The following is a 26,756-nucleotide window of genomic DNA, read 5'->3' as shown; positions in this document are numbered from 1 at the left end:
CAACTCAGCGCGCCCGCCTAAAACTCAACCTCAGATGCCCCCAGTCTATCCTGAGCGTCCCCGCCGCTCCCGCAGCGCCCCAACCCCGCCTCAGCAGCGCCGGTGAAGGGGGTTCTAAGGATAACACCAAAAACCCGCAAGTGGAAAAATGCATATTGCGCGATTTTTTTGCTGTTTTATTTTTTTAGATTTAAAAACAGATGGTTAAACATCCAAAATCTTGAAACCCAAGCCCCTGATCACGGCTTCCAGACGAATAATACCGTAGTCGTCGCACCACGGCACTCGTGACCACCCTATATATAGTAAGTTGCCCTACCCCACCCACAAGACTCAAGCGAGTCGAACTTCAGGTTTTGATGCAATCCGAACCTAAAATCACCAGATCGGGCATCCAGTTTCGCGTTTAATACTCGGCGGCGATGGTCAGAGGCTTGCGCATTCGTACTGAATGCGGTCAGGTCGTCCGAACAGGAAGGCCTCAGATTTTCTCGTCATGATATCGCCAGTCGCACCCCCCTTTCCAAGAATTCAACCCGTCGGCTTTGACGGTCTGCTTGTCTCGTTCGCGGATAGCATGGCGGAATCTTCTAACCGTGCGGCCCTGGCCTTTCGAAGTGCTTTGGATCAGGCCCAATGGGATGGTGTGATTGAAACGTCTGCTTCGCTGGCTTCGGCCTATGTCCGCTTTGATCCCGAACAGCTCCCCCACTCGGAAATCCGAACCCGCGTGTCTGACCTACTTGGGCAGCAAAACTGGTTTGAGGCCCCGATGCCCTCGGGCCGCAAGTCTTGGCGCGTTCCAACTGTTTATGGAGGGGACTTGGCACCGCAACTGAACGAAGCGGCGGCCGCGGCAGGACTGACACCGGATGAAGCGGTGCGACGGCTCAGCGACTCGCGCGTGCGGGTTTTGACAATCGGGTTTGCACCCGGGCAGCCTTATCTCGGACCTCTGGGTCCCGAGTTCAACATACCGCGCTTGCAGGAGCTGACCCCGATGGTGCCGGAAGGCGCGCTGGTTTTGGCCATATCGCAGTTTGTGCTGTTCTCAGGGCCGACGCCAACCGGGTGGCGACATGTCGGGCAAACTGCTTTTCGCTGCTTTCGACCCGAGCGCCCAAACAGCTTTGCGTTAACGCCCGGTGATGAGATGCAGTTCTATTCCGTCTCGCAAGACGATCTCGAGACTATTCGCGCAAACGACTTAGATGGCTCGGGCGGCGCGACGTATCAGGAAATCGGGTCATGAGCCTTACCGTTCTAAGAATAGGACCCGCATGCACACTGCAGGATCTGGGGCGTACCGGTTATTTGGATCAGGGTCTTTCACGCTCCGGAGCCGCAGACATACTGGCCCTGTACGAAGGGGCGGCCTTGCTGGGTCAAGCGCCTACATTGGCGGCTTTGGAAATGGCGGGCATGGGTGGCGAGTTTGAAGCGACCGAACCGACGCGCATAGCGTTGACCGGCGCGCCGATGCAGGCGAGCGTTGACGGCAGCCCCGTCATTTGGAACGCGTCGCACGAACTTGAAGCGGGACAGCGTTTAACCATCGGTGCAGCGACGCAAGGAACCTATGGGTATTTGCATATCGGTGGCGGAATTGACGGCGACATGTTCCTTGGCTCTCGCTCCGCCCACCTGACGGCCAAGATTGGACGGACTGTCCAGGTAGGTGACCATTTGACTGCCGGGGCGGGCTCGGGTCAGGCCGGGTTGAAACTGCCGCCCGACAACCGATTTTCGGGCGGCGTGCTTCGGGTCGTCGCCAGTTTCCAAACCCCTTTGTTCGACCAAGATACCTTGGACCGGTTTGCCAATACGCAGTTCCAACGTGGTGCCCGGGCCAACCGAATGGGGATGCAGCTTGAAAGCGCCGGAGAAGGCTTTGCCGCCAAGGGTCAACTCAACATCCTGTCCGAGGTTATCACACCCGGCGACATCCAGATGACCGGCACCGGGAACCCGTTCATCCTGCTGCCCGAGTGCCAGACCACCGGAGGGTATCCGCGCATTGCAACGGTCCTTCCGTGCGACCTGCCGCGCGCGGCGCAAACGCCCGCTGGCGGACACCTGAGTTTCAAGTTTGTCACGATGGATGAGGCCGTCGTCCTGCACGCGGCCTTCCAAGGCGATTTGTGTCGCCTGCCTTCGCGGGTGGAACCTATGATCCGCGACCCCCATGACATCCCTGACCTGTTATCCTACCAATTGGTCGGCGGAATGATCTCTGCCACAGACTAAGGAGTTTTGCCGATGCCCAGCGTTGATCTGAATGCAGATATGGGAGAGAGCTTTGGCCCATGGAACATGGGTGATGATGAAAGCCTGCTCAAGATCATCACCTCGGCCAACATCGCCTGCGGCTTTCACGCCGGAGATCCGGACGTCATGGCACAGACGATGACACAGGCGGCAGAAAACAACGTCGGCATCGGGGCGCATCCGGGGTTTCCCGACCTTCAGGGTTTCGGGCGCCGCAACATGAAAATCCCGCATGACAGCCTGCGCAATCTGGTTCGGTATCAGTTGGGTGCAGCCATAGGGGTTGCCAAGGCCGTTGGCACCAAGGTCCGGCACCTCAAGCTGCATGGCGCACTGGCAAATATGTGTTCGGTCGACATCGACATGGCGCGGGCTTGTTATCAGGGTGCTCTGGATGTGGACCCGGACATTATCATCATGGTTTTGGCCGTGACCAAACAGGAAGACGCCGTGCGCGAGCTGAACTGCAAATGGGTCGGAGAGATTTTTGCAGACCGCGCTTATAACGACGACGGAACTCTGGTCGACCGCAGCAAACCCGGCGCGGTCATCCATGACCCCGAACTGGCCGGTCCGCGCATTGTGAATATGGTTCAGGAAGGGGCCATCATTACCGAATCCGGCAAACGACTGGAAACGTCGATCGACACCATCTGTCTGCACGGTGACGGACCAACTGCTGTGCAAATTGCCCGCTCGGTCCGGGAAAACCTGATTGCGGGCGGTGTTGACGTGACAAAATTCACCCGTTGATCAGGTTGGCATAACTTGGCCACCCCATGTCCAGACTGTTGCCCGGTATCGCCTCAGGCCCTAGCATGGCCGTAACTGTATGATCTGAGTACCACAAATCCCGGCAACGACCTGCACCGAGCACACGGCGCACCGGCAAGGAGCACGCTTAATGTCTTTTGATCTGATGTCTTACGAACCCCGCGGCGACAAGAAGAACTCGGATTTCTTCAACGAGTATCTGCCGATGATTTACGAACGCCGCTCAAGCTCAGGCATCGCAGATCAGGTCGGGCCGATGCGGGCCATTGTTCTTCAGGTGGAACCGGACACATTGTTTGACACGCTGGTCGAGCTTTATGTGATGAGCCCCTATCGCCACACCGCCAGCTATCTTGGGCGAACGCACAAGTTTTCGGTTCTGCATTCCCACGCAGATTACCCCGCGCTGATCGTGATGGCACCCCTCAGCCCGACATTCGAGGATTTCATTCCCCGTATCAACCGCATGTATCCGCTGGCCCGCAACACACCCCAAACTCGGTATGTGGGCGAGGTATTCGCGGCCTCCGACCTGAACACGCTGACCAAGACGCTGGAAGATCAGAACATACGGTTTGAATATAGTGGCGATACCGAAAATCCGTTTTACACACTGGACGGCTTCCGCTTCACGACGCCATCGGATTTCACCTGCAATCGGGTCGGCTATTCCACGCTTGATTTCAACGACACGGATAGTCTTGGCCTGGGCGACCGCGTCTTGCTCAGCGATGCTGAACAATCCCGCCTGGATCAGGCAGCCGCTTTTGGGTCAGACAGCAAGATTGCCCCGCTCATGCTTGGCATCGACCACCTTGCCACGCGGGTATTGGCCGGAGAGCGTGAGGATGCGATCCTCGAATTCCTCACGATGGTGCCCTATTATTTCTGGGGTGCGTACAACATCTTTGACATGAATTCGTCCACCAATGTGAACCGCAATCCGAGTGTCGACGATGACAAGAAATCCCCCGCCAAGGTGTTCACGGCAAACAACACGCCCTCTTTCGTGAACTCCTTTGCCAAGCTGCCGATGCCCACCGAAGACTTCGTTCGCAATTTTGGCCGTCGCCTGCACCATATGGCCGTCGAGATACAGGACGGCGACCACGGTGCCGGCGAAAAGAACGTCGATTTCGTCGTGAACACTCTCAAGGACAAGGGCGTGCCGTTTCTGGCGCATGTGGTTGGCGAGTGCAAAGACGACCCGAACCTGAAACAGATTTTCTCAAAACACTCGAAGAATACCCTTCTGATCACCGAGTATATTGAGCGCTGCCATCACTATGACGGCTTTTTCACCAAGGATAACGTCGCCGCGCTGACCGCCGCCGCCGGTCAGGATGAGCAATACCAGCACGGCCATGTCTTCGACTAAGAAAAAGGGCCGCGAATGTCTTCGCAGCCCATGTCCAGTCAGGAGAATATATGCCGGGTCTTATGACGGCCCGATCATGAAACATGTCACATTCCGGGCCTGAAGCCTGCGGCAGGCCAGATCAGCCTGTTCGCGGGTCATGCCCTGAAACGTCGCATCAAAGCCGCGCGCGCTTTGGTTCACCTTGCGCAGCGTTCCTTCCAGAGTGGTCATTTCCGAAAGGGCTGTTTTCAACAGCACCTTTTCGGCCTCATATCGTGTTGTATAGCGCCCGACATTCACACCCCAGAGATGCCCACCCGAGGTGGACAAGCGCGTGACAATCTCCTGCTCGGGCTCGGGCTGTTCGACGGGGCCGGTCGATGCAAGGACCAGATCCTCGGGACGGGCCGCCGGGCGGGTCGTATCCTCGGACGGGGTCTGAATATCTGCGGCGGCGATGGCTGCCGCGATCCCATCCTGAATACGCGCGCCGTTTTTCGCTGCGGTCGCTGCAACCGTTCCGGCCACCTGAACGGCGGCCCCCGGTCCCGGACGCAGTACCGGTCGCAAACTGGTGGTCGGTGCGCCAACCAATCGCGCGACCTGTACATTCAGGCCCGCATTTCCTGCGTAAGCAGGACGCGACGGTTTGCGGATTGGTGCACGCGACGGTGCGCGGCGGAACCCCATATCCAGCAGCTCGGCCACTTTAGCGTTACGTGATGCACCGGATTTTCCACCGAAAACCGTGGCAATGATCCGTTCGTCTTTACGTTTGGCCGAGGCCACAAGGTTAAAGCCTGCTGCCCGCGTGTATCCGGTCTTGATCCCATCCGCACCCCTGTAGGCGGCCAGCAACCGACGGTTCGTGTTCGGCACCGTCTTGATCCCGGCATGCGTCGACTGACGCGAAAACAGGTTATAATACTGCGGGTAATCATACAGCAGATGCCGACCCAGCGTTGTCATGTCCCGCGCAGTCGACAGGTGACCTGATTCCGTCAACCCGTGCGCGTTCTTGAACGTGGTGCGGCTCATGCCCATGGCTTTGGCGGTGCGGGTCATGCGCCGGGCAAACGCCGCCTCGGACCCGCTGATGGCGATGCCGATCGCCGTGGCCGCGTCATTGGCCGATTTCACGGCCGCGGCGCGGATCAGATACCGAAACGCAATCGTCTGGCCCGTACGAAGACCCAGTTTCGACGGGGGTTCGGACGAGGCTTTTTTGGTGATGCGAACCGGGGTGTCCAGCTCGATCTCACCGTTTCGCACGGCCTCAAACGCAATGTAGAGCGTCATCATCTTGGTCAGCGATGCGGGATGAAGCCGGGTGTCGGCGTTGCGCGAATGCAACACCTCACCGGTGCGCGCGTCAATCACCATGGCCGCGTAGGGCGCGGCCAATGACTGGAGCGGCGCAAAAGCAAGCAACCACACGAATGCTATAAGAATAAAGCCCATTCGGGCCGGAACTGTCCGCCGAACCTGCACGATCTTTGCCTCTGTCTACCTCACGCCGCCGGGTTTTCCCGGTCAGCAATACATTTATTTTATTATCCTTCAGGCTAGCACAGAGACCCCGTGAAATAAACCTAAAGCGTACAAATTCGTCGCTTTATTGGCTGCTCATTTAACGCTATATGTTGTTGAAAATTGACGCCACACCACTAAATCCGCCCCAACTCGCAAATCGGCATTTGCGATCACTCTGTTTTTCCCGAACTGAGACCAATCGGCAACATCATCCAAGTGTCTGAACGAGGCCTGTCAGCTCTCCCAGGTGTTCCAACTCCTTGAAGCGTGGGTTGCCCATCGGTATCTCTGCCTTTTCGATCTCCCAGACCAACCCGTGTGGAACATATACGCCCCAACACCCGGCCTGAATCGGGGCCACAACGTCGGACCGCATCGAGTTCCCGACCATCATCGCGTGCTCTGGCCCCTCGCCATATCTTTGGAAAATCTCTCGATAGATTTCTGGCGTTTTTTCCGAGACTATCTCGACTTCGTCAAACAGCTCCCCCAGCCCCGACTGCGCCAGCTTGCGTTCCTGATCAATCAGATCGCCCTTGGTGATCAACACGACCTTATGTGTCGTGGCTACACCCTCGATCGCCTCGCGCGCATGGGGAAGCAACTCAATCGGATGGGCCAGCATGTCCTGCCCTGCTTCGATCAACTGCCGAATGACTGACGCGGGAACGCGGTCCTCGGTCACCTCGATGGCGGTTTCGATCATCGACAGGGTGAAGCCCTTGATTCCGTAACCATAGTGTCGAATGTTGCGCTTTTCAGCTTCCAGCAAACGATCTAGCAGATGATCGCGCTCGGCATGGTCGGCCAGCAATTCCGCGAAATGGCTCTGCGTCAGTTGGAAGAACCGTTCATTGTGCCACAATGTATCATCCGCATCGAACCCGATTGTGGTCAGCTTATTTTCCATTACAATTGCGTCCCGCTGGCTCTTTTCTCTGACCCCTAGGACGTTATATAACCGCACAGATAAACCGAAGCCTGAATCGGACAGCCGCGCGATGCTTATTGACCAATGGATGATGTCTGACAATTCCGACGACGAGTCTGACTCGTCGGTTCTGGTCCAGACACGCCCCAAGACCAAGCGCCCGCCGCTGTATAAGGTTCTGCTCCTGAACGATGACTACACCCCGATGGAGTTCGTCGTTCATGTGCTCGAGCGCTTCTTCGGCATGACCCACGCCGAAGCGTTCGAAATCATGCTGACCGTCCACAAAAAGGGCGTTGCCGTGGTCGGCGTGTTCAGCCACGAGATTGCGGAAACCAAGGTCGGGCAGGTCATGGATTTTGCCCGTCGGCACCAGCACCCGCTGCAATGTACCATGGAACGCGAAGAGTGACGCCAGCGGCGGCTCTTACCGGATTTGCCCATGTCCCCTCGCCTTGATCTCGCCTTGCAAAGCGGCCTTGTGCTGTCTCAACCGCTGACCGTCATTGGGCCGACACCGGCAAATGATCTGTCCTCTCTGCCGCGCGACACGCAAGTCGTTCAGCCCTTCAAACCGTTCCACGACTATTTTGCGGACCAAGGATTTGTCGTAACGCCGCAGTCTCAGGACCCGTGTCAGGATGCGATCGTGATCCTGCCCCGCGCCAAAGCCTTGGCCCGCAGCCTTGTGCAGCAAGCCTGCGCGCGCGCCAGTGGCGTGATCGTCGTGGACGGCGCCAAAACCGATGGTGTGGACAGTCTTCTGAAAGAAATCCGTAAGCGAGCAGATGTTGAGGGGCCGATTTCCAAGGCGCATGGCAAAATCTTCTGGTTCCGCTCTGCGCCCGATGCGTTTGACGACTGGGCCGCGCCCAAGACCCAAATGGCGGACGGATATCAGACCGCTCCCGGCGTCTTTTCGGCAGATGGCGTCGATCCGGCCTCAACGCTGCTTGTGAATGCACTGCCGGACAAGATCGGGGCGCGGGTCGCAGATCTGGGGGCGGGCTGGGGGTTTCTCTCAGCGTCACTGATCCAAAATGCGGGTTTGCGAAGCCTGCATCTGGTCGAGGCCGACCATATCGCCCTGACCTGTGCGCAGGCGAATGTCACCGATGAACGCGCGGTTTTTCACTGGGCCGATGCCGTGACATGGAATGCGCCCGACGCGCTGGACACCGTCGTCATGAACCCGCCCTTCCACACGTCACGCAGCGCCGAGCCGGAACTGGGCCAAGGGTTCATCAAGTCCGCCGCCCGCAATCTGGCCAAGCATGGAGAACTATGGATGGTCGCCAACCGCCACCTTCCATACGAAGCAACTTTGACCGACAGGTTCGCGCGCGTTGAAGAAGTATCCGGCGACGCACGTTTCAAAGTGTTCCATGCCTCTCGCCCTCGACGGTGATCCCGGTTAACCTCCGCCTCAACCCAGGAGATTTGCATGTCCTTTTCCATCGCTGGCAAAACAGCAATCGTGACCGGCAGCGCCAACGGCGTCGGTTTGGCCATCGGTCGGCACTTTGCGGATGCGGGTGCCAATGTCATGTTTGCCGACATGGACGAAAAGCGTCTGGCTGATGAACTGGGCGAACAGGCCGATGACAGTAACATCCGCTTCTTTGCCGGCGACCTGCGGGAAAAGCTGACGATTGCGAACCTGCTGTCCGCCACCATAGACGCCTTCGATCAGGTGGATATTCTGATCAACGGGGCGCGGCAGGTCATTCCGTCCGATCCTCTGGACACGGACGATGACTCGGTGCGGACTTTGCTGAACCAGAACCTGATGCCCGCTTTGCGGCTCAGTCAGGTTGTCGCCAAGCGGATGATCAAACAGGCGGGTGACACCGAAAACCCGGCCGGGTCGATCATCAACCTGTCGTCGATTGCTGCCCGACGCACACACCCGGACTTGATGGCCTATTCGGTTTCGACCGCCGCACTGGATCAGATGACCCGGTCTCTGGCCGTGGCGCTGGCTCCGAACCGCATCCGCGTCAACTCGATCGCGCTGGGGTCGGTGATGAGTGCATCGCTGCAATCCACCCTGAAAGAGAACCGCGACTTCCGGGATGACATCGAAAAACACACACCTTTGTCCCGCATCGCCGCCCCGACCGAACTGACGGAAACCGCACAGTTCCTTGCCTCGGACGCTGCCGGTTTCATCACCGGACAAATCCTGACCATTGACGGAGGCCGCACCCTGCTGGACCCCGTCGCAGCCCCGGCGCACTAATCAAATGTTCGAAAAAGAAAAGTCCACCGCCTCAGCCTGGTTCCGCCAACTGCGCGATGACATCGTTGCGGCGTTTGAAGCACTGGAAGACAGCCACAACACCGGGCCATTCTCGGACGCAGGGCCGGGCCGGTTTGAGGTCAAGGAAACGACACGCCGATCTGACGAGGGCACGGACGCTGGTGGCGGCCTGATGTCCGTCATGCGCGGAGGCCGTGTGTTCGAGAAAGTCGGCGTCAACATCTCGACCGTTTACGGCACGCTGGGTGAGCGCGCACAACACGCCATGGCCGCGCGCAAAGGCATTCCCGGCATGACAGAAGACCCGCGCTTTTGGGCGTCGGGCATCTCGTTGGTCGCGCATATGCAGAACCCGCATGTACCAGCGGTCCACATGAACACGCGCATGTTCTGGACACCGCATGCATGGTGGTTCGGCGGTGGGTCCGACCTGAACCCCTGCATCGAATATGACGAGGACACGGCCCATTTTCACGCCACCCAAAAGGCGCATCTGGACCCGCATGGGCCGGGGCATTATCCGCGCCTGAAAGACTGGGCGGATGAGTATTTCTATATCCCGCACCGCAAAAGCGCCCGTGGGGTCGGCGGCATCTTCATGGATGATTATTGCACCGGTGACTGGTCATCGGATTTCTCGCTGACGCAAGATATCGGAAAAGCGTTCCTCCCTGCCTTTCTGCCACTGGTCGAAAAGCGCCGGGTTCAGGAATTTGACGCGGCAGACAAGGACACCCAGCTTGTGCACCGTGGCCTCTATGCGGAATATAACCTTGTATATGACCGTGGCACCAAGTTCGGGCTGGAAACCGGCCATGACCCCGATGCCGTTCTCATGAGCTTGCCGCCGCTGGCGAAATGGGTCTGATCAGCGGTCAGAACCCAAAATCCATGAAGTTGTCGTAACAGTACCCCTGCGCTGATCCGGCGGACATGTTTTCACCGACGCGTTTGACCGTGACCGAGTAACCCGGAGTGGTATCGACCCCGTCTGGTGGGGTCAGCGAGAATTGCACGGTCCTCGATTGCTTCTCGTAGGCCCGGGTGATGTAGATGCGCTGGGATGCCTTGGTTCTTAGGGTGCGGATAGCAAAGTCGCCAATACCACACCAATAGGCAACCGGCGCAGAGGAACCGCTGGTGGACACCTCGTATATGCCGTTCTTCAGGGGTGTGACCGTGGTACGGAATGCCGGATACGCGCCAATGCCGAACCCAACCGCCTGAGCGAGGCCCGGAAGGGCAATCAACAAAGCCAAAAATGGCAGCTTCCAATTTCGCATAACTGAAATCCCGCGATAAAAACCTAACCGGAACCATAGCAAACACAGAGGCCGAGTAAAGAATCCCGGTCGCAGTCCGAGTGGGGCCGTGGCCTCAGTAACTGCCCAGACGCCCGCCGACATCCTGCGGGGCCAGCGCGACGGTTTTGATCACTGCATAGCAAACGCGCCCGGGCTCCAACCCCAGGGATGTGACCGAACGGCGCGTGATCCGAGCCAGAACCGAACCGGCCGTCGTTTTAATTGAAACGATCGCGCCCGGCCCTTCACCTGACCGGATCGTTTCAACCGTCCCCTCCAACACGTTCAAAGCAGAGAGCCCGTCGGGGCGCTTGCTGGACAGGATGACCTCTTGCGCCGGGATGCGGATGCGAAGACTGGCCCCGACCTGATGGGAAATACGTGGCAGGAACAAGCTGGTGCCACCCGCATCCAACTCGGTCAGCCCATCATCATGGTGCTTGGCCACGCGCACCTGCAGAACCGCGCCCACGGCCCTGACACCTGCGGGTGCAACCGAAGGATCCGCCAACACCTCGGACGCGGGGCCATGGCGCACGACCTTGCCGTCCTGCAAAGCCACCACCGAAGTGGCGAGGCGCGCGACCTCGGCCGCCGAATGTGTGACATAAAGAATTGGAACGGACACCTCATCCCGAAGCCGCTCAAAATACGGAAGGATTTCGGATTTTCGCGCATCGTCCAGCGCAGCCAGAGGCTCATCCGCCAGAATCAGACGCGGGCTGGCCAGCAAAGCGCGGCCAATCGCAACACGTTGTTTTTCACCGCCTGAAAGACCGGCTGGTCTGCGATCCAGAAGATGCCCGACACCCAGCATTTCGATGACCTTCTGCGGGCTTTCCCTGCGGGCTCCTCTGGGTGCAAACCATCGTCCGAAAAAAAGGTTCTGACGAACTGTGAGATGGGGAAACAGCCGCCCTTCCTGAAAGATATAGCCGAGCCTTCGTTTGTGCGGAGGCAACCACAGGCCACGCTCAGTGTCGAACAGCTCCCAGTCATCAATGGCGACGCGACCGGCTGTAGGGCGCAGCAAACCCGCGACCGCATTGACGACTGTGGTTTTACCCGCCCCGGACCGCCCGAACAGCACCGTTACCCCGGGCGGAGCCTCAAAACTGAGGTCCAGCCTGATGTCCGGCAGGTCATGTTGAAGACGTACAGAAAGGCTCATGATCCGGCCACCCGCGCGGCGACCCGACGTCCTATGAACTCTGACAACAGCAAAGCGCCCATCGCGATCACGATCGAGATCACGACCAACCTTGTGGCAGCAGCCTCGCCCCCCGGCACCTGCAGAAACGCATAAACGGCCGAGGGCAGGGTTTGGGTCTGACCCGGAATGTTCGAGACAAACGTGATGGTGGCCCCGAACTCTCCCATTGCCTTGGCAAAGGCCAGTATCGCCCCCGCGACGACTCCGGGCAGGATCATCGGCAATGTGACCGTCGCAAAAACCAGCGGGCGCGACGCACCCAGTGTGGCCCCGGCCTGTTCAAGCTTGGGGTCCACGGCCTCGATCGACAGCCGGATCGCCCGGACCATCAGCGGAAAAGCCATGATCCCTGCGGCCAGCGCCGCTCCGGTCCAGCGAAAGGCCACGACCACACCGAATTCCGCCAGAAGCCTGCCCAAAGGCCCCTGAATGCCAAATGTAATGAGCAACAGATATCCCGTGACGACCGGTGGCAGGATCAATGGCAAATGCACCAGCCCGTTCAAAACCTGCCGACCGGGAAACCGCCAGCGGGCTAAGGCATAGGCAACAAAGATACCAAATGGCAGGGTGACCAGCGTGGCCCAAAAGGACACACGCAAGGACAGCTTCAACGCCTCAAGCTCTTCCGGCCCCAGCCATCCCATGGGCTATTCGCCCGGCAGGGCAAACCCCTGCTCTGCAAATACAAGACGCGCCGCGTCCGAGTTGAGATGGGCAAGAAAAGCTTTCGCCCCGGCTGACGCAGGCAAGATAGCGGCTGCGGGGTAAATGATCGGAGGATGCAAGTCCGGCGAAAAGGTCGCGACGACTTGGACACGATCTTCGACCTTGGCGTCGGACCGGTAGACAATGCCCAAAGGGGCCGCACCGGTTGCAACCAGCGCAAGCGCGGCTCGGACATTGTCTGTTTGGGCGACCTGATTTTGAACCCGGCTCCATTGACCGAGACTTTGCAACGCTGCTTTGCCATAGATCCCTGCGGGCACAGCATCCACCAGCGCCATGGCAAGATGCCCGCCATTCAGCGCAGCCTGCAGATCGACATCCAGCCTCATTTCGCCAATATCGTTTGCGCCACTGCCAGCAATCAGGACAAGCCCGTTCCCCAAGAGATCGACGCGAGAGGCTTCATCTATCAACTCTTGTTCCTGCAGGACATCCATCCAGTCTTCGTTGGCGGAAATGAATACGTTCGCAGGGGCGCCAAGCTGTATCTGTCGGGCCAAAACAGACGAGGCCGCGTATGAGATGGTGACGTCCTGCCCGGATTGCTGTTCGAACGTGGGAGCGATTTCATCCAGCGCGGTTTTGAGGCTGGCGGCGGCAAAAACCAATACACCTTCCGCTTCCGCCCGTAGCGGACCTTGCAGCGACCCCACCAGAATAAGGGCCGCAATCAATACGCGGCAGGCACGTGACAGGAGCATATCCTTTTCGTTGGCATCGTTTCAGTCTCTCCGGGGATATCTGAGGCAACCGGGGGCACGCAAGCGCCTTTGGGGAACGCATCCGCATATCAGGCAGATAATCAAAGAAAAATGCGCGGTACTGCCATTTCCGTCAGTAGGAGTGCGACCAATGTCGCAAACGATATTGATCCAGACCCGTCCCGGATGGATGCTGCAATCAACTCAGGAACAGGACGTCCACCATGCTGCACACTATACCCGGTCTGATAGACGCCATTCGTTCGCGCTTTGCCCATGTCGAGACCTGCCCCTTTCAGGGCCCCCGCATCTTTTTCGAGAACGCGGGCGGGGCACTCACGTTGAACTCGGTTGTTGAGACCTCGGCCAAGTTCGCCGCAATCCCTGACAATCAGGGACGGGACAACATAGCCAGCCATGCGCTTGTGGACATCATCAACACCGCCAAAGCCGATTTGTCAGTGTTCATGAACGCCTCGACAGGGCAGTTCTTTGTAGGCGAAAGCGGGACCGAACTGTTGTTCCGGATGATCCGCACCGCCTGTGTTAACGCGCCCAAGGGCAGCAAAGTGATCGGCAGCTCGATCGAACACCCCGCAAGCCGTAGCGCCGCGCGTCGCTGGGCCGAGATTGCGGGATTGGACTACGTCAACGTACAGCATGATGACGAAACGGGTTTGGTCACAGCCGATGATTATCGCGCGTCCATGACGTCGGATGTCAGGGTCGCAACGATCGTTCACGCCTCGCCCGTCACGGGCATGGGCATGGACGTGGCGGCCATCGCGCGGGCCATACGTGACGTCTCACCCGACTGTTTCATTATCGTCGATGGCATTCAGCATGCGGCCCATGGACAATTGGATATCGACAGCTATCTCGTCGATGGCTATGCGATTTCACCTTACAAAGTGTTTTCGCGCCACGGCTATGGGATTGCCTGGATTTCAGACCGTCTAACTGCCCTGCCCCATGATCAGTTGATCGACGCCCCGTCGGAAGGGTGGGAATTCGGCACCCGCGATACGGGGTCTTACGCAACGATGTCCGACGTTGTGGCCTATTTTGACTGGCTGGGGGCTGAGGTCTCGGAAGAAACCGATCGGCGCGCCCGGATTGAGGCTGCGGGCCGCGCCATTCACGCATATGAAACCCACTTGACCGATGCGATGATCAACGGCACCGGCAACCTGCCCGGCCTGCGCGACATGGATCACATCACAATTCTGGCCGGTGCCGACAACCCTGCACGCGAGGGGTTGGTCTCGATCGTAGTGCGCGACACTCCGTCTGCCCAAGTCGTGACGCGTCTGAATCAGGAAGGCATCCGCACCCATATTCGAAAAGCCGACCACTATAGCGGCAATGTGCTGACGCCACTGGGTCTGAGCGACTGCATCCGCATCTCGCTTTGCCATTACAACACCGAACAGGAAGTGGCGCAGTTGTTGACCGTTTTGAACGAGATGGCCGACTGATCCGAAATCTGAGGAAGAAATTATGCCAGACCCTCTTGCGCCCACGCGCTGGCTTGGCTACATGCACCGTCACGGGTGATTAGCTCAGTTGGTAGAGCGCTTCGTTTACACCGAAGATGTCGGGAGTTCGAGTCTCTCATCACCCACCATTCCCATCTTTTTCAATGGTTTGCCCAGTGTCTTGTAACGAGAACCTGGTGACAATCTGAGGACGAGTGTTCGGGAATCGAAACCTCAAAACCGCGTTGAACTGCTCAGACGATTGTTCCTTAGAGGCAAAGGTTACGATCTCGGCGACGCTTGTTAGGCCAATAACGCGGAACTGGTGGAACGGGTCTGCGCGCAGATCAAAGGCTTTACGGCAGTCGGCACTGTGGACGCTAGACCGGACGGTCCAAAATCCAGATATTCGCTACAGGAACGAAGTGCTTAGACCGTAAGAAATCAGAACTACACAACCCATAGAAGCGTAAATCTGAAGAAGCCTACCGATTTTTCCATCCTTCAATCAATCCGACCGCCGCTTCAGCATAGCCTTGTGGAAACTGGTCCGACGTCCGGGCCTTCATGATCGTGTGAAGCCCCAGCAAAAGTCCAACCAGTAGCTTTGCGCTTTCCTCTGGATCAACATCATCGCGCACCGTTCCTTCAGATCTGGCGCGGGTAAGGATTGCCGCAAACCGCCCTTCCAAGGTGGTCAAATACCTTTCGATTCGGGCATTCACCTCAGGGTCAGAACGGTCAAATGAGCTGATCGAATTGAAGGCCAGACACCCCGCATCCTCGATCTTTGGCATACGCTCGGTCGAGGCTATACCTCGGAACCAATCCCCCAGATCATCCAGTGTATAGGTCTCTGCGTTCGGAAAATGCTGCGCCTCGGCATTGTCCAGATAAGTGTCCAGAGTCTTTAGAAAAAACTTCTCTTTCCCGCCGTAGGTGGTTTGCAGCGTGAATCGGGTCAGCCCTGTCTCATGCTCTAGGTCCCGCGTGCTGGCGCCGTGGTATCCCCGCCGCCAAAACAGGTCGAGCGCACCCGCTACGGCACTGTCGTGATCCGTCTTGCGTTTTCGCGCCATACATTTCTCCTTGCCTTTTCTATCCATACGGATAGTAATCAGTATCTATCCATCTGGATAGCATTGCTGGCCCATAACGGCAAATGCCGTGTGGTCCAAACTGAAACGGAGGCCTGACATGACCGCAATCGACACAACTAGTGGAGCTTCAAAGCCCATCACCTTGCGTATGATCTTCATCCTGAACGCTTTGAAAATCCTGCTGGCTTTCGGCTTTTTCGCCGCATTCAAGTTCTACGGGCTGAAGGTCGGAGAGTTGGCCGGTCCGCAAGCCGCCAAACTGATGCTGTATACGATGCTGGGATACATGGTGACTTTTACCTGCATCGTCGCATCTATCCTTAAGCGCAATATGATCGGTATCCGCGCAGCGATTGTCGTTGACTTTCTGGTCTCGATCCCAGCGACGGCGGTCATTGGCTTTATCATTGCGATCGTCAGCATGGGTCTGACCTTTACCGCGTCTGTCCGGGCGTATTTCGCGTATCGTGTCTAAGATGAGCCGCCCGACCAAAATGGTATGATGAGGCCCTTGGTTTGATCGAAGAGACCCGCAATGCAGAAAGAGCGATGCAATGACGAGCGATAAAGAGATTTCCCCCGATTTCCCGTTTAACTCGAAATTTGTCGAGGTGAACGGGCGGCGCATCCACTATGTCGAAGAAGGGGAAGGCGCGCCGGTTCTGTTTCTGCATGGCAATCCGACCTCGTCTTTTCTGTGGCGCAACATCATTCCCTATGCCGCCCGGCAGGGCCGCGCCATTGCCTTGGACCTGATCGGCATGGGAAAATCGGACAAGCCTGATATTCCATATCGCTTTGTTGATCACGTTCCCTACGTTGATGGATTCATCAAGGCGCTGGGGTTGAACGACGTGACGCTTGTCATCCATGACTGGGGCTCGGCGCTGGGGTTCCACTATGCGCATCGGCATCCTGAAAACATCCGCGGCATCGCTTTCATGGAAGGTATCGTCCGTCCGATGAGCTGGGCCGGATTCCCACCCGATTTCCGTGCCGGGTTCCGTATGATGCGGACGCCCGGTCTGGGTTGGGTCATGATTTCGGGCCTGAACATGTTCGTCGAAAAAATCCTGCCAAGCGCCATAATACGTGACCTGACCGAGCAAGAGATGGAGCATTACCGCGCTCCTTTTCCCACAACCAGCAGTCGCAAGCCGGTTCGGGTGTGGCCGTGCGAAATTCCGATCGACGGTACGCCAACAGATGTGCATGACATCGTCAGTGCCTATAGCCGCTGGTTGGGTGAGACCCAGACCCCGATGTTGATGTTCCATGCCACACCAGGAGGCACCATCGGACCAAAAGAGGTCGAATGGTGCCGTCAGACCATCCAGACTCTCGAAGTTGTGGATATCGGACAAGGTATTCATTTCCTTCAGGAAGATAATCCCCATCTGATCGGAGAAAAGCTGGAGGATTGGCTGGCGCGCTTACTCAGATAGCCCTGTTCAGCCGCAGGTTGCGATTGGACGATCTATACAAAACAGATTTCTCGATAGTATGGTTTTTAAACCAGCCCAACCCATACGAGGGCCAGAAACCGGAGGGTAGACTTGCTGAATTTCACAATCCCCATTCCATTGATACTGGCCGCGGCATTGCCTGCCGTTCTGGACCGGTGTTCTGGCACAGATACAAGCGTGGCCTTGGGTATATTAGCGCGCGATCGCGTGGCTCTGACCGCGACGGCCAGCGAAATCGTGGTTGAGTTGCCGGTTGCCGAAGGGACGGTCGTCAAGGCTGGGGATACTCTGGTTCAGCTTGACCCAACCCTGCAAAGCGCAAAGCTGGCTCTGGCGCAGGCCGAGCTTGAAAAGGCGCAGGCCACTCTTCTGAAATTGCAGGTCGGCCCGCGAGAGGAAGAGATTGCGATTGCCGAGGCCAAAGTCGCCGGTGCCGTTGCTCGGCTGGCTGATGCCGAAGCCATTTTCAACCGAAACACCCGATTGGTTGAAAACTCGGTCGTGACCGAAGCGCAAGTGGCAAATGATCTGGCCCTGCGCGATTCCGCTCGGGCCGAGTTGATCGGCGCCCAGGAATCTTTGAAGGAATTGCAAAACGGAACCCGTCCCGAAGATCTGGCCGTCGCCGAGGCCAATGTGCGCGCGGCCCAAGCCTCGGTTGCCGCTGAACAGACCGTGCTGGATGACCTGACAGTTGTAGCGACGCGCGACGGTGTGCTGGATTCACTGCCATGGAACCTGGGCGAGCGGGTGACATCCGGCAGTCCGGTGGCCGTTATGGTCACGGGCCATACACCTTACGCGCGGGTCTATGTGCCCGAACCGCATCGCGTCAATCTGAAACCCGGCGATACGCTGGCGGTGCGCGTTGACGGGCTGTCTGATCCGCTCGATGGCGTGATCCGCTGGATCAGCGACGACGCGTCCTTCACCCCTTACTACGGGTTAAACAAGGACGACCGTGCCCGACTTGTCTATTTGGCCGAGATTGACCTACCCAACGCTTCGCCGGATTTGCCCGCCGGAGTGCCTGTGCAGGTCCCTATGCCATGAGCGATGTCGTCGTCTCGACGCAGGGTCTGACCCGCCGTTTTGGAGAGAACACCGCAGTCAACAATCTGGACCTCGAAATCCGAACCGGTCAGATCTACGGGTTTCTCGGGCCCAATGGCTGTGGCAAAACGACGACCATGCGTATGTTGACGGGATTGCTGACCCCAAGTAGTGGCGCGATCTCGGTTCTGGGCCGGTCGATGCCCGAGGCGGCAGAACCGCTGAAGAATGAGATCGGGTATATGACCCAGATCTTCTCATATTACCGGGACCTGACAGTGCTGGAAAATCTGAGGTTCGCAGCCGAAATCTACGGCCTCCCGGTGAAATCGGCCACGGATCGGATTGACGAACTGCTCCACACCTATGACCTGACGACAAATGTCCATCAGCTCAGCGGCAGCATGAGCGGGGGTCAAAGGCAAAAGCTGGCCCTTGCCGCCACCGTCATCCACCGACCGAAACTTCTGTTTCTGGACGAGCCGACCTCAGCCGTTGATCCCGAAACCCGTCGCACGTTCTGGGAGCAACTGTTCGATCTGGTCGATCAAGGAGCGACAATGATCGTATCCACCCATTTCATGGACGAGGCAGAGCGCTGTCATCGGCTGGCCATCCTGCAGCACGGGATAAAAAAAGCGGATGGCTCTCCCCGCCAGCTCATGGACGATTTGCAGGCCGATGTTGTCGAAGTTGAAGGGCCGGACCTGCGAAAGGTTAAACACGCCTTGGACGGCAAACCCAAAGTCCTTTCGACCGCGCAGGTCGGTTCGCGATTGCGCGTGCTCGTCGACAAGTCTGAACCTCAACCGGCGGAAATGCTGCGCGCCCAGCTTGGCGCGTTCCCCGATCTATCCTTGACACCCCAAAAGCCAAATCTGGAAGATGTGTTTGTCAGCGCGACACGAGGGCCTGAACAGTGATCTCTGTGCGCCGCATCGCTGCCGTGCTGAAGAAAGAGCTGCTGCAACTGCGGCGGGACCGGATGACATTCGCCATGGTCATCATGATCCCGCTGATTCAGCTGCTGTTGTTCGGCTATGCGATCAACACCAATCTGCGTCATCTGCCCGTCGCGCTGGTGGATCAGTCCAGAACCGAACTGTCTCGCACGCTGGCGCAGATCGTTCAGGCCACACAGGTTGTTACCATCACCGAAGAACTGACCACCCCGCAAGAAGCGGAGCGCGCGATCACAGAGTCTCGCGTGCGCGCCGCGCTGATCATCCCTCAGGACGTCAGCCAACGGCTTGCGCGCAGCCCGTCGGTTGGTCTGGGCCTGCCTGACGCAACGGGCGAGACCAGCAGCCGCCCCGTGGCCCATTGGATCGTCGATGGATCAGACACGATGGTGGCCAGCGCAATCAAATCCTTGCGTACGATGCCGCTGACCGAGCTGTTGAAACAACCTGAGAACCGACAGGTTCCCACCTTTGAGGTCACGCTGTATTTCAACCCGGAACAACGGTCGGCGGTCAATATCGTGCCGGGTCTGGTCGGCGTGATCCTGACTATGACAATGATCCTGTTCACCTCCGCCGCCATCGTCCGCGAACGCGAACGGGGCAATATGGAGATGCTGATCAACACCCCGATCAAGTCGATCGAGCTTATGATCGGCAAGATCATCCCCTACATCTTTCTGGGCCTGATACAGGTCGCCATCATCCTTGGCCTTGGGCATGTGCTGTTCGACGTCCCGATCAACGGCGGACTGGGCGTGCTTCTGGTGGTGACACTGCTGTTCATCATCGCCAGTCTTTCTTTGGGTCTGGTGATTTCGACCCTTGCGCAGAACCAGCTTCAATCAATGCAGATGACAATCTTTATCCTGCTGCCCTCGATCCTGATGTCCGGTTTCATGTTCCCGTTCGACGGCATGCCGAAACCGGTCCAGATCATCGCTCAGGTCCTGCCGGCCACCCATTTTATGGATATGATCCGAGGTGTGGTGTTGCGCGACGCTTCGCTCTACGCGTTGCGGTGGGAAATTTCTTGGATGGTGGGCTTCGCGGTGCTCGGGTTACTGGCAGCAACTCTGAGGTTCAAGAAACGGTTGGGCTGAGGACGGCTTTTAGCCGACCCTAAACATGGTCAGATGATCCTGTCGGCGCTGCTCGTCAAATTATTCTTGAGTTCTATACAAATAGGCGATGATCTAGACCGGAACGGGCCCTTGGAGAAACCCAGGAGATCTCATAATGGAATTGATTACAGACCAGCTTCGCACCTTTCCCATCATGGCGTTATTTCTTTGTCTTGGCCTTGGGTACGGTGTCGGTAAATTCCGGATCGGCAAGTTCGAACTGGGGGGCATTGCTGGCACCTTGTTGGTGGCGGTTTTTGTGGGACAAATCGGCGGCATCAACCTAAGCACCGATGTTCAGAATGTGTTCTTTTCCCTGTTCATATTCATGGTTGGGTACAATGGCGGCCCTCAGTTTTTTGCTGCCTTGAACCGAACGGCCCTAACCAAGTTGCTGGCCGCATTCATGATGACCCTGTGGGGATTGTTTTTTGTCATAGTCGTCGCTCGGCTGGCGGGTCTGGACAAAGGTTTGGCGGCTGGATTGGCAGCCGGGGCGCTAACGCAGTCCGCTATTATTGGCACCGCAGGAAACGCCATTGATCTGCTGGGACTGGCCGCAGATGAGGCGGAAAAGCTGAAAACCAACATCGCCGTCGGATATTCAGTGACCTATATCTTCGGCTCAATCGGCCCGATATTGGCCGTTAGCGTCATTCCAATCCTTATGCGTGTGGACTTGCGGCAAGAGGCGATCAAGCTTGCCCAAAAACTCAGCGGTGGCGACCACAATCTGGAAGAAGGTGAGTTTCTTCCTATGAACCGTTTTGACGCCCGCGCCTACGAGGTAAGTGCTGATGCCGCGATCGCAGGCCAGTCGGTCAAATCCATTGAAAGTGGCTATGACGGTGATCTGATCGTCGAGAAACTGCTGCACGGCGGTGCCCCGGTGGATCCGACACCTGAAACGATTGTCAATTCTGGGGACGTTATTGTTGTATCCGGCATAGTCACGACCCTTACCCGGTTTGAGGGCACCGCGAGCGGTGAGATTGGCGAATACCCGCCCGAACTGACCGTGGTCGAAGAACGCCGCAATGTCGTGATTACCAACCGCAAACTAACAGGCAAAACCCTCATCGAACTGCGCGAAGCACTGACGGCAGATCAGCGACGCGGCGTTCACATCTCAAAGATAACCCGTATGGGCCACGACGTACCGGTGCTGCACAATACCGAGATCCACGCAGGGGATGAGGTAAGTATAGTTGGCCACAAAGACGACTTAAACCGAGTGGCGAAGGCGGCGGGATATGTCCCGCCTGCGGCTTCCGTTACGAATTTCATTGCCTTGGGTATAGGTGTGGCAATCGGTTACCTGATAGGCGAAATCAGTTTTGTGATTGCCGGGACAAAAGTGGCGCTTGGCTCTGGCCTGGGTTGCCTCGTTACCGGGTTGATCATCGGGTATCTGCGTATACGACGGCCCAAGATTGGCGGTATCAACCGTGGTGCCGCGAACTTTCTGCAAAGCTTTGGTCTGGCGGTCTTCGTCGGGGTTGTCGGCCTGAATGCCGGTAAACCCGCGCTTGAGGCAATCCAACAATATGGTGTCACTCTGCTCCTGCTGGGCGTCGTGGTCACACTGATGCCGATGATCGTGCAATTCCCGATCAATTATTACGCCCTGCGGATCAAAAACCCGGTCGAGGCTTGCGCGGTTGTGACGGGTTCCCGCTCGGGCAATCCCGGTTTTGCGACACTTCTGGAAAAGACCGGAAACTCGACCCCGACACCAGCGTTCACCATGACTTACGCGGTTGCGAATATCTTCTTAACGCTCTGGGGGCCGTTGGTTGTGGCGTTTGTGCCGTAGGCCAAAACAACAGGATTAGGATGAACGAGCCTCATGGGACCAGCCAAAGGCCTTTTTGGGGTGCGCAGGGGAAACCATGCCGAACAAGGCCCGCCGGGGCGACAAAAGCCGCCCCGGTCAGCTCAGTACCGAAATCTGCTCCATAAACCGGAATTTACCCGTGCAGCGGCAAACCTTTTGAGGCGCGATAGGCTTGAACATAGCCCACCGCGACCGCCCGCACCGCGCGACCGATCTGGCGATAGGCATCATCATCCAGATTGGCGAAAGAAACCCGAGCCGACCAGTTGGGCGCATCAAAGCCAGACCCGTTCAGCAGCACGATGCCGTGGTCTTGTGCCAGTTTGAACGAGATATCCAACGGGTGAACATTTTCTTTGATCCACTCGACAACGTCTTCGCCAACGTATTTTCGCAACCAGAACTCAAAATCTATGATGCCGTAATACTTGTCGAACAATGGGTTGTCGTCCACTTCGATCCCCAACCCTTGGACCAGTTCGTCGAAGCGATGTTTCAGGATGCCCCAACAGAACTTCTGATAGCCTTTCGTTTCATCCATCAACTCAACCAACGAGAAAAGCGTCATCATCACCTGTTGCGGCACAGACAGACCCGCAGTGTGGTTAAGCGCAACATCACGGCTATCGGCGACAATCCGGTCGATGAACTTGAACGAGGCCGGATCAGGGGTCAGCGACTCATAGCGCGCGTTGACCACGGCCTTGGTCTCATCCGGCGCACTAGCAATCATCTGGTCGAAGATATTGTTTTCAGCCACCAGTATTGCGCCCAGACGCCAGCCAGTGCAGCCAAAATACTTGGAATAGGAATAAACCCCGATCGTGTTCTCGGGAAGGTGCCCCATTACCGACTGAAAATCTGGAACAAAGGTACCATAGACATCATCTGTCAGAATGATCAGGTCGGGACGGGTGGTCTTAACGAAATCGACAAGCCGGGTCATTACCTCGGGGCTGATCGCGACAGAAGACGGGTTTCCCGGGTTGACCAGAAACAGAGCTTTGACTTTGGGATCCGCGAGTTTTTCGAAATCTTCGTCGTTGAGCTGGAAATGGTCTTCCTCTGCCGAGGAAACGTCCACGGTATTCAGCCCGTAATCTTCCAGCACCGGCATTTCCAGATAGGGCGTGAAGATCGGTGTGCCCAGTGCGATTGTGTCACCTGCATTAAGCAAGCGCTGGTTCTTGAGTGCTTTGAAGATATAGCACATCGCGGCGGTTCCGCCCTCGACCGCGTAGATATCGAATTTCTCATCAGGCCGGTGCCCCGCGCACATCGCCCACATAACGTATTCGTGGACGATAGCCTCATTGTGTACCAAACACCGATCCGGCATGGGATAGTGGTCGCCCATTATGCCGTCGGTCAATTCGAGCACGAAATCGTCGGGTGTAAACCCAAACTTCTCTATCGCAAAATCCACTACTGCACCCAAAGTATCGGCACCCGGGGGGCCGTTTTTCTCAACCGAACCGGCGCAGTAAGCTTTTAGCCTTTCATAGCATCCCGCCCCTTGCGGCATACCGGCCAAACCGACCTGTGGTTCATAACGATGCCGCTGTGCCTCGGTCATGGCGAACTGACCTAATAGAAAGAACGCCTCACGTGCTTTGGTGGCGATCCAGTTTGGGTTACCGCGCCCCGCATTCAGATAGGGCAGCGCCATCTGGCGGGACTCTCTCTGCGCCAGCTTGATAAGCTCGTCTTTGATCTGGAAAGGACTTAGATTTTCGAATTTATGCAGGTCCAGTGTTTCTGACATGGCATCAAACCCTTGCGTCAAAGTGATTGGAAAAATTCAATTGGATCGTAGGCAAGGATTTACGTCGATGTAAACATTTCTGTTTTTTGGGGACGGCGGGTGATCGAGCATAATCAAGTTGCGGATCAGAGGATCAGGCGCGCCGTCGTTCCGTAAAGCAAAACGCAGAAACCGGTGCGCTTTTCGATCTTTGATAGCGCATTGGGATCGCTCTCAACATGGCAAGAAAGCGGTCAAACAATTGGCGTAGCACTTAATTGGACCGCAAAGTCACTTAATCCACTGCGCGCACAGCATCATAAAGCCTGCGAAATCTCTGCAAACGCTCGGAGAGCGCCACCATATCTGTAGGCAAGAACCTATCTGCCGTTGGCGGCTGAAGCGCGAGATCGGCGACGCCCAATGCGTCGTCACCGCAGGCCGCCAGCCGAGCTGCACCATAGGCCGGGCCGGAATCCGCTCCTTTCGAGCGCACAATAGGCTTCCCGATTACGGTCGCGATCAGGCCCAACAAAAAATCCGACCTGCTCCCCCCTCCAATGGCTGCCAGTTCCGGTAGTTGGTTCATGGTGGCACCGAAACTCTGCGCGGCATCGGCAAAGCAAAAAGCGATGGATTCCACGACAGAGCGGCAGATTTCGGCACGTGTCGTGGAATCCTCAAGGCCAAAGAAGCTGGCCCTTATATGTGGGTCTCCGTGGGGGCTGCGTTCACCTGTCAGATACGGCAGGAAAATAGGCACGCGTTCGCCGCTGACCGTTTCGGCAAGCTCGACAACCTCGGCTGCGGATGATCCCAATTGACCACCGATCCATGAGATCGGCCTGGCACCATTCAGCATCGCTGCCATCTGATACCAACGGTCAGGCAGAGTGTGCGCAAAAGCGTGAACATATCGTTCTGGGTTGGGCTTGTACGTTCGATCAGCCACAAACAATTGGCCAGACGTTCCCAACGATATGAACCCGCGCCCCGGTTCGGTGGCCCCCAAAGAGACTGCGCCGGTTGCCGCATCTCCCCCGCCGGCAACGACGGGTACACCGCGTTTCAACCCGGTTTTCTCCGCCGCTTGCGCTGACACTCTCCCAACGACAGTGTGACCATCGAAAACCTGCGGCAGCCAATCAAGGTCTACATCCGTTGCTTGGGCAATACCGTCATGCCAATTGCGTGACACCTGATCGAGCCACATTGTCCCCGCGGCATCGGACGTATCGGTTGCCAGCTCTCTGTGCAGGCAAAGACCGATGTAGTCCTTGGGCAGCAGGATATGGGCAAGTTGGGCATAATGCTTCGGCTCATGTTGTTTTAGCCAAGAAATTTTAGGCGCGGTGAAACCCGGCAAGGGCAGGACGCCCGCGATTTGGCCGATGTCCGGACAGGCCGCGCGCAGGTCGTCGCACTCACGCGCTGCCCTGCTGTCATTCCACAGCATCGCCGGGCGGATTGGGCGCAGATTACGATCCAGCAAAACGGCTCCATGCATCTGACCGGACAACCCGATGGCCTTCACGTCCGACAGCGCGATTTGTCCTGTAAGCTGACTGATCGCGTCGCATGTCGCCTGCCACCAAAGATCCGGGTGCTGCTCTGACCATCCAGGCTGAGGCGAAGCGGATTTCATCGCCACTGAGGACGTCGCTAGAATTTGATCAGCATCCGCACAGACAAGTTTGACCGCTGATGTTCCGATATCGATCCCGAGATACATTCAAACCCCTTGCCTGCACAAACGCACGGAACTTGTCTGGCTATTGATTTTTATCGCGCGCAAAGAATATGTAAAAATATGATAAGATCAAGGCGGCAACGATCCGCAGGCAGACTGGCATGACTAAAATTAAGAACATGGAAGAGTTCGCAGCGCTCAGCGGTATCTCGCGACCCACGGTATCCAAGTACTTTCATGACCCCGATAGCGTTCGCCCAACGACACGGGCGCGTATTGAAGAAGCGCTCGAACGGTTCGACTATCGCCCGAACATCTATGCTGTGAATCAGAATCGGAAGCTGACCAAGAATATTGGGATCGTCGTACCCTATTTGGCGGATCCGTTCTTTGCCGAAATCGCACGGTATCTGGAACAAAGCTGTATCGCGGCGGGCTATCGCCCATCCCTGTTCAGTGCGCATGGTGAACAAAAACTAGAGAACGAAATTCTGGACGGGCTGCAATCCATGAAACCCGCCGGGGTCCTGCTGGCTCCGCTGGGGCGGATTTCGGACCGTACCGCGATCGAGAAGTTCTGTGCCAATGTGCCGACGGTCCTTTTTGACAGCAATCTTGAGGGCCTGGGCGCCGCGTTTATTGGGTCGGACAACTTCAGCTTTGTGTCGCAGACTGTGGAATACATGACCCGCACAGGAGAGCCTCCGTCTTTCTTTGAAATGCGAACGCCGGCCAACCCGAACGCCAACAAGCGAAGGAAGGCCTATGTTGAAATGATGGAGCGTCTGGGGTTTGAGCCGCATATCATCAAGGTCGAAGGCAAAGGATGGGCATTTGAAGAGATTGGGCACAGGGGTGCTCTGAAAGTTCTCGAAGAGCGGGCATTAAGGACGAACTCAGTTCTGTGCAGCAATGACCGGCTTGCCATCGGCTTCCTTGCGGCCTGTTTTGAACAGGGGATTCGGGTCGGAAGGAAGGAAGATTGCACGCTGCGTGTCGCCTCGAACGACGATCATCCCTTCGCAAAATTTACGTGCCCCTCTCTGACGACAGCCGCGCATGACTACGACAATGTCGCAGCACGAAGCGTCGAAACATTGTTTGAACTCATTGAAAGTGGAGGGAAATTCGACACACGAACTGAAACGCTTTTCCCGGCGCGCCTTGTTCTGAGGGACTCTGCATAGCCCCAAATATTTAACGCGCGTAAAGTTTTTATTGACGCC

General features: G+C 57.1%; 26 protein-coding genes and 1 tRNA gene. 18 read left to right on the top strand and 9 right to left on the bottom strand.

Annotated elements, in window-relative coordinates:
* From ACR0MS_RS18380 to ACR0MS_RS18360, 5 genes are all read left to right on the top strand, one after another.
* Positions 1-188 (top strand): hypothetical protein (locus tag ACR0MS_RS18380; protein WP_480579006.1); only part of this gene is annotated, 188 nt, incomplete at its 5' end.
* 308 nt (positions 189-496) lie between these two features.
* Complete coding sequence (locus ACR0MS_RS18375) at positions 497-1,252, top strand: 5-oxoprolinase subunit B family protein (protein ID WP_480576830.1); 756 nt, start codon at positions 497-499, stop codon at positions 1,250-1,252.
* The gene (locus ACR0MS_RS18370; protein WP_480576833.1) at positions 1,249-2,247 is read left to right on the top strand and encodes a 5-oxoprolinase subunit C family protein; all 999 of its coding nucleotides are present in this window, start codon (positions 1,249-1,251) and stop codon (positions 2,245-2,247) included. Before ACR0MS_RS18375 ends, ACR0MS_RS18370 begins: the two co-directional genes overlap by 4 nt.
* Before the next feature lie 12 nt (positions 2,248-2,259).
* Positions 2,260-3,021 carry a LamB/YcsF family protein gene (locus ACR0MS_RS18365; RefSeq protein WP_480576836.1) on the top strand — a complete coding sequence of 254 codons (762 nt, stop codon included), beginning with the start codon at positions 2,260-2,262 and terminating at the stop codon, positions 3,019-3,021.
* A gap of 151 nt (positions 3,022-3,172) precedes the next feature.
* Complete coding sequence (locus tag ACR0MS_RS18360) at positions 3,173-4,420, top strand: hypothetical protein (RefSeq protein ID WP_480576839.1); 1,248 nt, start codon at positions 3,173-3,175, stop codon at positions 4,418-4,420.
* Positions 4,421-4,480: 60 nt separating this feature from the next.
* Here the strand turns inward: ACR0MS_RS18360 and ACR0MS_RS18355 are convergent, their stop codons facing one another.
* Both ACR0MS_RS18355 and ACR0MS_RS18350 read right to left on the bottom strand, forming a co-directional pair.
* A complete protein-coding gene (locus tag ACR0MS_RS18355) occupies positions 4,481-5,863 on the bottom strand; it encodes a D-alanyl-D-alanine carboxypeptidase family protein (protein ID WP_480576841.1) in 1,383 nt (460 codons plus the stop codon).
* Positions 5,864-6,143: 280 nt separating this feature from the next.
* Positions 6,144-6,845, bottom strand: coding sequence for an HAD family hydrolase (locus ACR0MS_RS18350; RefSeq protein WP_480576844.1), 702 nt, complete (start codon positions 6,843-6,845; stop codon positions 6,144-6,146).
* Positions 6,846-6,936: 91 nt separating this feature from the next.
* Between ACR0MS_RS18350 and clpS the strand changes: the two genes are divergently transcribed.
* Genes clpS through hemF form a run of 4 tightly spaced genes read left to right on the top strand, consistent with a single transcriptional unit; the run spans position 6,937 to position 9,997 of the window.
* Complete coding sequence (gene clpS, locus ACR0MS_RS18345; protein WP_480576847.1) at positions 6,937-7,278, top strand: ATP-dependent Clp protease adapter ClpS; 342 nt, start codon at positions 6,937-6,939, stop codon at positions 7,276-7,278.
* 30 nt (positions 7,279-7,308) lie between these two features.
* A complete protein-coding gene (locus tag ACR0MS_RS18340) occupies positions 7,309-8,274 on the top strand; it encodes a class I SAM-dependent methyltransferase (RefSeq protein ID WP_480576850.1) in 966 nt (321 codons plus the stop codon).
* A 36-nt stretch (positions 8,275-8,310) separates the two neighbouring features.
* Positions 8,311-9,108: an SDR family NAD(P)-dependent oxidoreductase gene (locus tag ACR0MS_RS18335; RefSeq protein WP_480576853.1), complete on the top strand. Its 798-nt coding sequence runs from the start codon at positions 8,311-8,313 to the stop codon at positions 9,106-9,108.
* A gap of 4 nt (positions 9,109-9,112) precedes the next feature.
* Positions 9,113-9,997, top strand: a complete 885-nt coding sequence (gene hemF / locus ACR0MS_RS18330; RefSeq protein WP_480576856.1) for an oxygen-dependent coproporphyrinogen oxidase — start codon at positions 9,113-9,115, stop codon at positions 9,995-9,997.
* 7 nt (positions 9,998-10,004) lie between these two features.
* On the opposite strand, the gene ACR0MS_RS18325 is transcribed toward hemF, so the two are convergent.
* The 4 genes from ACR0MS_RS18325 to modA form a co-directional block, all read right to left on the bottom strand.
* Complete coding sequence (locus ACR0MS_RS18325; RefSeq protein WP_480576859.1) at positions 10,005-10,412, bottom strand: hypothetical protein; 408 nt, start codon at positions 10,410-10,412, stop codon at positions 10,005-10,007.
* Positions 10,413-10,506: 94 nt separating this feature from the next.
* Complete coding sequence (modC, locus tag ACR0MS_RS18320; protein WP_480576862.1) at positions 10,507-11,604, bottom strand: molybdenum ABC transporter ATP-binding protein; 1,098 nt, start codon at positions 11,602-11,604, stop codon at positions 10,507-10,509.
* Positions 11,601-12,293, bottom strand: coding sequence for a molybdate ABC transporter permease subunit (modB, locus tag ACR0MS_RS18315; protein ID WP_480576865.1), 693 nt, complete (start codon positions 12,291-12,293; stop codon positions 11,601-11,603). The genes modC and modB overlap by 4 nt, the downstream gene beginning before the upstream one ends.
* A 3-nt stretch (positions 12,294-12,296) precedes the next feature.
* Entirely contained in the window at positions 12,297-13,076 is a 780-nt protein-coding gene (gene modA / locus ACR0MS_RS18310) for a molybdate ABC transporter substrate-binding protein (protein WP_480576868.1), read from the bottom strand.
* Between the two features lie 224 nt (positions 13,077-13,300).
* On the opposite strand from modA, the gene ACR0MS_RS18305 reads away from it, so the two are divergent.
* Both ACR0MS_RS18305 and ACR0MS_RS18300 read left to right on the top strand, forming a co-directional pair.
* Positions 13,301-14,554, top strand: coding sequence for an aminotransferase class V-fold PLP-dependent enzyme (locus ACR0MS_RS18305; protein ID WP_480576871.1), 1,254 nt, complete (start codon positions 13,301-13,303; stop codon positions 14,552-14,554).
* A 73-nt stretch (positions 14,555-14,627) separates the two neighbouring features.
* Positions 14,628-14,703: transfer RNA gene (locus ACR0MS_RS18300), tRNA-Val, on the top strand.
* Between the two features lie 336 nt (positions 14,704-15,039).
* On the opposite strand, the gene ACR0MS_RS18295 is transcribed toward ACR0MS_RS18300, so the two are convergent.
* Positions 15,040-15,633, bottom strand: a complete 594-nt coding sequence (locus ACR0MS_RS18295) for a TetR/AcrR family transcriptional regulator (protein WP_480576874.1) — start codon at positions 15,631-15,633, stop codon at positions 15,040-15,042.
* A gap of 118 nt (positions 15,634-15,751) precedes the next feature.
* On the opposite strand from ACR0MS_RS18295, the gene ACR0MS_RS18290 reads away from it, so the two are divergent.
* The 6 genes from ACR0MS_RS18290 (at position 15,752) to aspT (ending at position 22,075) form a co-directional block, all read left to right on the top strand.
* Positions 15,752-16,129: a hypothetical protein gene (locus ACR0MS_RS18290; RefSeq protein ID WP_480576877.1), complete on the top strand. Its 378-nt coding sequence runs from the start codon at positions 15,752-15,754 to the stop codon at positions 16,127-16,129.
* Positions 16,130-16,208: 79 nt separating this feature from the next.
* Positions 16,209-17,099 (top strand): haloalkane dehalogenase, encoded by an 891-nt coding sequence (locus ACR0MS_RS18285; protein WP_480576880.1) that lies wholly within the window; start codon positions 16,209-16,211, stop codon positions 17,097-17,099.
* 111 nt (positions 17,100-17,210) lie between these two features.
* Positions 17,211-18,173: an HlyD family secretion protein gene (locus ACR0MS_RS18280; RefSeq protein WP_480576882.1), complete on the top strand. Its 963-nt coding sequence runs from the start codon at positions 17,211-17,213 to the stop codon at positions 18,171-18,173.
* Entirely contained in the window at positions 18,170-19,096 is a 927-nt protein-coding gene (locus tag ACR0MS_RS18275; protein ID WP_480576885.1) for an ABC transporter ATP-binding protein, read from the top strand. The genes ACR0MS_RS18280 and ACR0MS_RS18275 overlap by 4 nt, the downstream gene beginning before the upstream one ends.
* A gap of 5 nt (positions 19,097-19,101) precedes the next feature.
* A complete protein-coding gene (locus ACR0MS_RS18270) occupies positions 19,102-20,238 on the top strand; it encodes an ABC transporter permease (RefSeq protein WP_480576888.1) in 1,137 nt (378 codons plus the stop codon).
* 136 nt (positions 20,239-20,374) lie between these two features.
* On the top strand, positions 20,375-22,075 hold the full coding sequence (gene aspT / locus ACR0MS_RS18265) for an aspartate-alanine antiporter (RefSeq protein ID WP_480576891.1): 1,701 nt from the start codon (positions 20,375-20,377) through the stop codon (positions 22,073-22,075).
* A 154-nt stretch (positions 22,076-22,229) separates the two neighbouring features.
* Here aspT and ACR0MS_RS18260 read toward each other — a convergent pair whose 3' ends face one another.
* Positions 22,230-23,861: a bifunctional aspartate transaminase/aspartate 4-decarboxylase gene (locus ACR0MS_RS18260; protein ID WP_480576894.1), complete on the bottom strand. Its 1,632-nt coding sequence runs from the start codon at positions 23,859-23,861 to the stop codon at positions 22,230-22,232.
* Positions 23,862-24,135: 274 nt separating this feature from the next.
* Positions 24,136-25,572, bottom strand: coding sequence for a xylulokinase (gene xylB, locus ACR0MS_RS18255; RefSeq protein ID WP_480576897.1), 1,437 nt, complete (start codon positions 25,570-25,572; stop codon positions 24,136-24,138).
* Between the two features lie 119 nt (positions 25,573-25,691).
* On the opposite strand from xylB, the gene ACR0MS_RS18250 reads away from it, so the two are divergent.
* Entirely contained in the window at positions 25,692-26,717 is a 1,026-nt protein-coding gene (locus ACR0MS_RS18250) for a LacI family DNA-binding transcriptional regulator (RefSeq protein WP_480576900.1), read from the top strand.
* Positions 26,718-26,756 lie beyond the last annotated feature (39 nt).

This window comes from Ruegeria sp. CJ2, assembly GCF_056536745.1.
This window is presented reverse-complemented; position numbering and strand designations above follow the sequence as displayed.